This is a genomic window from Anabaenopsis elenkinii CCIBt3563 (assembly GCF_015245355.1).
Lineage (GTDB): Bacteria > Cyanobacteriota > Cyanobacteriia > Cyanobacteriales > Nostocaceae > Anabaenopsis > Anabaenopsis elenkinii.
Window position 1 is genome coordinate 4,453,117 of sequence record NZ_CP063311.1, and the last position, 6,221, is coordinate 4,459,337.

A 6,221-nucleotide genomic window follows, 5' to 3' on the forward strand; every position below is an offset into this window, starting at 1 on the left:
TACCTACCTTGTAGAGTTTTTTCTTTTAACTATTATATTCTTTATTCTCGGAAAGTGACAGAAGAGGGATATAGCAACCGCCAAGGAGGTTAGGACGCAAAAAGCAAGACATCCTCAATGGCATCTCGTAAAGAATCAAACCGCTCAAGTTTTTTGCGGATTCGACTTTTTAACCAAGACCAACATTTTTCAATCTGATTCAGGTCTGGAGAATAAGGTGGTAGGTACAGCACTTCACACCCTGCGTACTGAATCAGTTGTTGAATGCGCCCACCTTTATGAAATGTGGCATTATCCATCACCACAACCTGTCCTGGTTTGAGTGTGGGAAGCAAACAAGCTTCAAGCCAAGTCTCAAATACTATTCGATTACACGCACCCTCAACAGTGAAAGGAGCTATCAGCTTATGGTTACACAGCGCGGCAATTATGTTCACCCGACCTTCACGACGACCTGATTTAAGTGCATGGAAGCGCTGTCCTTTTGAGTTCCAACCGTAATCATACTGGTCTCGGTTGTCCATTCCTGACTCATCGAGGTATACAATCTTCTCCACAGGTAACTCAGACAACTGCGTTACGAAAGCCTGTCGTTTGACCTCATCGCGCTCACGGTAGCCATAAGTCTTTTTTTTCGCGTAAAACCAATTTTTTTCAAAGCTCTTGAGATTGTGCGATCGCTAATTTCTTCAGGCCAAAGTGAGGCCATCTCTACTTGGGTTTTATCGCCATGTACGGAAGCAAACTCACGAAATTTTTCCCAATCGGTAATTTTGTGACCATTCCCAGGACGCTGATTAGGCAAGGCTTGGAAGTCCCCCGTTTCGGTTTTTCGCTTCAACCATAGGGTGATGGTGTTGCGACTAATATTAAACATTTGACTGGCTTGAGTTTTCTTCAAGCCATCGAGTTCAATCGCTTGGATTACTTTTTGACGAAGGTCGTAACTGTACGGCTTGGGCATATACCTGTAGCAAGCGATCGCTTCACATGAAAAGGGACTACTTATAGTTTATGCTTAAATTACCTTGGCGGTTGCTATAAGTCGGGGATGTATAACCTCAACCTGCAAATAATCGGGCGATCGCTATTGTGGAGATTATAGAGGGCGATCGCTATTGTGGAGATTATAGAGGGCGATCGCTATTGTGGAGATGATGGAGGGCGATCGCTATTGTGGAGATGATGGAGGGCGATCGCTATTGTGGAGATTATAGAGGGCGATCGCTATTGTGGAGATGATGGAGGTCGATCGCTTCTTTTATCCTTTCAATAGACCATTAATACAACTCAATAGACTTATCCGTAAATCATAAATGCTTATTGTAGTCTAAATCGACACATTGTTACTAATCTTTTTCAAGATAATTACCTTTCCTTGTTTTAATTGTATCGCTTTTCTAATTTTAAGTTTCTCTTTTCTAAGTTTTTGTCTAGTTAATTCTAGAGCAATTAATTCTTGAGCGCGCTCTTCAATTTTTATTTGGCTCTCTATTGACATTTCTTTGATTTTTGCTCTCAGGTTTTTAGCCATTATGTGCAACCTTCCTCTTGTAATTTCAATAGATGGTCTTTGTAGCGTGCATCGGCTTTTTTAATGAGTTGTGTATAAAAACTTCCCTAGTGGGAGTGATGACAAGACTATCAAACTGTGGCGATTAAAGTAGCAGTGAATCAAAGTTCACCAATCGGGGTCATCTCTACCCAAAAAAAATGGGCTTTAGCAGTGAGTGATTACACCCAAGCTATTGCCATTAATCCTAATTATTTTTTATCTTACAGCGATTTACAGCGATCGCAGTCTTTTTGACAATTACTTAACAAATCTTAACAAACCTAGGGAAAACCTGTAACCACATCCAGGAAATCACATCACCTTTATTTTTGTCTGTAGGATTGAGCCAGAATGGTCAAACCCTCCCTAGTGGGAGTCATGACACCACTATCAAACTGTGGAATGTGAGTAAATTACACAATAAGAGCATAAAGTTTTTCCCAGTCTAAGAGGATGTTTGGAAAGTATTAAACAGGTAATTTTTATATTAGGGAACAGGGAGCAGGGAGCAGGGAGCAGGAATAGGGAAGGATTGGGGAACACGGTTCGACTTCGCTCACCGACCGCACAAAAAACAATAAAATCCAGTCCCCTCCCCTTACAAGGCTATCCATTACCCGGATCTTTCTTAACATTCGTGAGAGCGATCGCTCGCAAACCCCCAAACCTTAATCCTCCGTTGATGATTCTCAATAAAATAAGGGTTTTATCAAGAATAATAAGGTACATTTTGTCAAGAGTACGGAAATTTTCAAGCGTTGAAACCGTTGCCACATAAATGTTTCAAGATTGTTAAGAAAGATGTGAGTAATGAATAGCCTTACAAGGGGAGGGTTAGGGTGGGGTGAAACAATAGTTGATACACTAATCATGACTTATCAAACATCCTCTAAAGTACACAGGAATTTATCCCTTGTTCGGTGTTCCCTAAAACTTTTTTGTGCAGGCACTTTAACCCATACTTAAGTGTATAATAACTCTTGGTAATCGCCACCAGACAAACCGCCCCAGACATGAGCAATCAAATCTACTGTCTCAACCCAGACTGTCTGCACCCCAACCCGGATAATTTTCAATACTGTCAGCAATGCGGTAGTAAGTTAGTGCTGACAGAAAGATACATACCCCGCTCAATCTTAGGTCAGGGTGGTTTTGGGCGCACATTTTTAGCTACAGATCAATATAAACCATCCCAGCCCTACTGTGTAATTAAGCAGTTTTTACCCCAAGCCCAGGGAACTGATACCATTGAAAAAGCATCCCAGTTATTTGCACAGGAAGCACAAAGATTAGAGGAGTTGGGTAAACATACCCAAATTCCTGAGTTGATGGCTTATTTTATCGTCAATGGTCGCCAATATTTAGTACAAGAATTTGTAGCAGGAAACACCCTACAAAATGAATTAGATCAAAAGGGTGTGTTTTCAGAACAGCAAATACGCGAACTATTACCAGAACTGTTACAGATATTAGAATACGTCCACAGCAAACAGGTAATACATCGAGATATTAAACCAGAGAATATTATTCGCCGCAGCAGTGACAACAAGTTATTTTTAGTAGACTTTGGCGCAGCTAAAGTAGTCAAACCACAACAGCGCACAGCAACAGGAACAATTATCGGCTCCGCAGAGTACTGCGCTCCTGAGCAGTCCATGGGGAAACCATTATTTAGTAGTGATTTATATAGTTTAGGGGTAACTTGTCTGCATTTATTAACAGGAGTGAGTCCCTTTGATTTATATAGTCCCCTAGAAGGAGAATGGGTATGGCGAGATTACCTAAATGGGAATGTGGTAAGTGATGAGTTGGGAGAAATGCTCGAAAAGTTAGCCCATCCTATCCCTAAGCGCCGTTACCAGTCTGTGAGTGAAGTGATTCAGGCTTTGAGTCCGGTTAGTCCAGTAATTACAACCTCATCCACAGAAGTTTCCCCTGCAATTGATACCTCTAAACTCCGCCACACCCTCACCGGTCATTCTGACTGGGTTACGTCTGTAGGATTCAGTCCGGATGGTCAAACCCTAGCTAGTGGGAGTCGGGACAAGACTATCAAACTGTGGCGGTTAAGGTAGCAGTGAATCAAAGTTTACCCAGAACTTCACATCCCCGACTTCTATGATACTCTGTGACCACCTGAGAATATTTTGGACATATCCCTCTTCTGTCACTTTCCGAAATAAACAAGCAGTAAATACAATAAATTATGCAGAAGAATAAAAGGGTTTTAATCCATTCATAACACTAATGAGTTGGTTAAACCCAAGCAGCAAATTGGAATTGGGAAAAACATCAAGCCAGGGATAAATCAACCAAAAAAGTAAAAATGGTTGGACAATTAATCGCAGATTATTGAGAGTATTCTTCCATCCGGTTTGATGATTCCATTGCTGATGCACAGAGAAATCAACTGCACTGATTTCTAGTATGTTAGGTGCAAGCTGATGAGATTGATTTAGGGATAAAAACGCTGGAGAGTTTAAACTAATCATTGTGTAAACACACAAAATAATTTCCCACCATTTCTCAATATGCTGAAAATCAGTAAACCGATAATCTGTCCAACCTAATTCCTGTTTACACTGACGAAAGGCATATTCTACCCATGTTCTTAATCCATAAAAGTCGCCTAAAATTTTCTTGAGATTTCCTTGAAGATTGGTCATGACAAAAGAAGTAGAATTCTCTGGCATTGTTTCTGGATCTGTGGTTAATTCCCAGTAAGTTATCTCCTTTCTCTTACCATAAATTATTTCGCGGATATATCTATTCTCTGATTTTTGGTTACTAAATGTTCTGGTAAATTTACACCACTTATTCGCCCTAACCTTCTGATTGCCAGGCAACCATACTGCATGATTACTTCTAATTGCTACGACATAAGCTAAGTTATATGCTGCTAATTTTCTTATAAATTGACTACTCTCACCATATAAACTGTCTGCCAATACTAATTCAATAGTAAAGCCGAACTCAATTAATTCTGTAATTATTTCTGTCGCTAATTCTATCTTGGTCTTATATGTATCTTCTGCTCTTAGTGTCTTTTGCGGTTTGAATACTTTGAACAGTAGCGGAAATGTTATGTTATCGTACACTCCATAGGCATTGACTGAAACTATCCCTCTATCTATTTTCCCCACACTTCCTAAATATTGTCTGGCTACGTAATCAGTCTTGTTACCTTTTTTCCTGTCTCCTGTTTCATCAATGACTACGGTAATTGCTTTTCCATTTAATGCTCTCTTTATTTTATCTAATCTTTTGTTTCTTACTTTCTCTACTGACCAGTCTGAATTAGCAATAAAATGATGTAATGATTGGGCTGAGTTTATGCTTACTACTTTCGCTATCTCTGGTAAGGATTTCCTTTTGAGCGTTGAGATGATTCCCAAATGTAAATATTTGAAGCACTCATAATTTCTTACTTCTTTAAATATGTCTCTGTACTCTTCACAATATTCATCTATGACTCCCACTGTTGGGTGGGCCTCTCGACGTAAATGTTTGAGTATTTGTAATTCTACATCCATTGCTCTACCTACCTTGTAGAGTTTTTTCTTTTAACTATTATATTCTTTATTCTCGGAAAGTGACAGAAGAGGGATATAGCAACCGCCAAGGAGGTTAGGACGCAAAAAGCAAGACATCCTCAATGGCATCTCGTAAAGAATCAAACCGCTCAAGTTTTTTGCGGATTCGACTTTTTAACCAAGACCAACATTTTTCAATCTGATTCAGGTCTGGAGAATAAGGTGGTAGGTACAGCACTTCACACCCTGCGTACTGAATCAGTTGTTGAATGCGCCCACCTTTATGAAATGTGGCATTATCCATCACCACAACCTGTCCTGGTTTGAGTGTGGGAAGCAAACAAGCTTCAAGCCAAGTCTCAAATACTATTCGATTACACGCACCCTCAACAGTGAAAGGAGCTATCAGCTTATGGTTACACAGCGCGGCAATTATGTTCACCCGACCTTCACGACGACCTGATTTAAGTGCATGGAAGCGCTGTCCTTTTGAGTTCCAACCGTAATCATACTGGTCTCGGTTGTCCATTCCTGACTCATCGAGGTATACAATCTTCTCCACAGGTAACTCAGACAACTGCGTTACGAAAGCCTGTCGTTTGACCTCATCGCGCTCACGGTAGCCATAAGTCTTTTTTTTCGCGTAAAACCAATTTTTTTCAAAGCTCTTGAGATTGTGCGATCGCTAATTTCTTCAGGCCAAAGTGAGGCCATCTCTACTTGGGTTTTATCGCCATGTACGGAAGCAAACTCACGAAATTTTTCCCAATCGGTAATTTTGTGACCATTCCCAGGACGCTGATTAGGCAAGGCTTGGAAGTCCCCCGTTTCGGTTTTTCGCTTCAACCATAGGGTGATGGTGTTGCGACTAATATTAAACATTTGACTGGCTTGAGTTTTCTTCAAGCCATCGAGTTCAATCGCTTGGATTACTTTTTGACGAAGGTCGTAACTGTACGGCTTGGGCATATACCTGTAGCAAGCGATCGCTTCACATGAAAAGGGACTACTTATAGTTTATGCTTAAATTACCTTGGCGGTTGCTATAAGTCGGGGATGTATAACCTCAACCTGCAAATAATCGGGCGATCGCTATTGTGGAGATTATAGAGGGCGATCGCTATTGTGGAGAT

Annotated in this window: 5 protein-coding genes and 2 pseudogenes; 3 read left to right on the forward strand and 4 right to left on the reverse strand. The window is 40.6% G+C overall.

The genetic code is table 11. The features are described 5' to 3' along the window. Window positions 1–89: 89 nt before the first annotated feature. Both IM676_RS19450 and IM676_RS19455 read right to left on the reverse strand, forming a co-directional pair. A protein-coding gene (locus IM676_RS19450) for an IS630 family transposase (RefSeq protein WP_200986959.1) occupies window positions 90–964 on the reverse strand; the annotation gives its coding sequence in 2 pieces (ribosomal slippage) (window positions 90–632 and window positions 635–964; 873 coding nt in all). A 366-nt stretch (window positions 965–1,330) separates the two neighbouring features. Continuing rightward, a complete protein-coding gene (locus IM676_RS19455; protein ID WP_200988391.1) occupies window positions 1,331–1,534 on the reverse strand; it encodes a hypothetical protein in 204 nt (67 codons plus the stop codon). Window positions 1,535–1,651: 117 nt separating this feature from the next. On the opposite strand from IM676_RS19455, the gene IM676_RS19460 reads away from it, so the two are divergent. From IM676_RS19460 to IM676_RS20290, 3 genes and pseudogenes are all read left to right on the forward strand, one after another. After that, window positions 1,652–1,810, forward strand: coding sequence for a hypothetical protein (locus IM676_RS19460; protein WP_200988392.1), 159 nt, complete (start codon window positions 1,652–1,654; stop codon window positions 1,808–1,810). Window positions 1,811–2,568: 758 nt separating this feature from the next. Then, a pseudogene (locus tag IM676_RS19465) lies at window positions 2,569–3,354 on the forward strand (protein kinase domain-containing protein); the annotation flags it as partial. Window positions 3,355–3,519: 165 nt separating this feature from the next. Beyond that, window positions 3,520–3,618: pseudogene (locus IM676_RS20290) on the forward strand (WD40 repeat domain-containing protein); the annotation flags it as partial. 141 nt (window positions 3,619–3,759) lie between these two features. On the opposite strand, the gene IM676_RS19470 reads toward IM676_RS20290, so the two are convergent. Together IM676_RS19470 and IM676_RS19475 are read right to left on the reverse strand one after the other, a co-directional pair. Next, window positions 3,760–5,088 (reverse strand): IS701 family transposase, encoded by a 1,329-nt coding sequence (locus tag IM676_RS19470; protein WP_200987119.1) that lies wholly within the window; start codon window positions 5,086–5,088, stop codon window positions 3,760–3,762. A gap of 94 nt (window positions 5,089–5,182) precedes the next feature. Then, window positions 5,183–6,057, reverse strand: a protein-coding gene (locus IM676_RS19475; protein ID WP_200986959.1) for an IS630 family transposase whose coding sequence is annotated in 2 segments (ribosomal slippage) — window positions 5,183–5,725 and window positions 5,728–6,057 — 873 coding nt in all. Because the reading frame shifts where the segments join, the coding sequence is not laid out codon by codon here. Window positions 6,058–6,221: the final 164 nt, after the last annotated feature.

Excerpts from the sequence above, each read along its gene's own strand:
- IM676_RS19470 (WP_200987119.1), bottom strand. The coding sequence starts at position 5,088 with ATGGATGTAGAATTACAAATACTCAAACATTTACGTCGAGAGGCCCAC.
- IM676_RS19455 (WP_200988391.1), bottom strand. The coding sequence starts at position 1,534 with ATGGCTAAAAACCTGAGAGCAAAAATCAAAGAAATGTCAATAGAGAGC.